Genomic DNA, 261 nt, shown 5'->3' with positions numbered 1-261 from the left:
AATGAAAGAAATAGAACGCGTAAACGTCGAAAAGCGTTTGTCGGACATGGCCATCTTCAATGGTGTTGCCTATCTCGCGGGGCAGGTGCCAAATGACAGTTCGCTCGATATCCAGGGCCAGACGGGGCAAGTGCTGCAGACGATAGACCGCTTGCTCGAGACCGCCGGTACAGACAAGTCGCGCATTCTGATGGCCCAGATATTCCTGGCCAACATGAAAGAGTTCGACGGTATGAACAAGGCCTGGGACGCATGGGTGGC

1 protein-coding gene is annotated in these 261 nt (G+C 54.4%); it reads left to right on the top strand.

All coding sequences use genetic code 11. The features are described from left to right. Positions 1-46: 46 nt before the first annotated feature. The coding region (locus tag EUU22_RS20080; RefSeq protein WP_205687938.1) for a RidA family protein at positions 47-261 on the top strand (215 nt) is incomplete at its 3' end.

The organism is Ciceribacter ferrooxidans (assembly GCF_004137355.1).
GTDB lineage: Bacteria > Pseudomonadota > Alphaproteobacteria > Rhizobiales > Rhizobiaceae > Allorhizobium > Allorhizobium ferrooxidans.
Note: the sequence above shows the minus strand (reverse complement) of the source record. Positions and strands in the feature narration are given on the sequence as shown.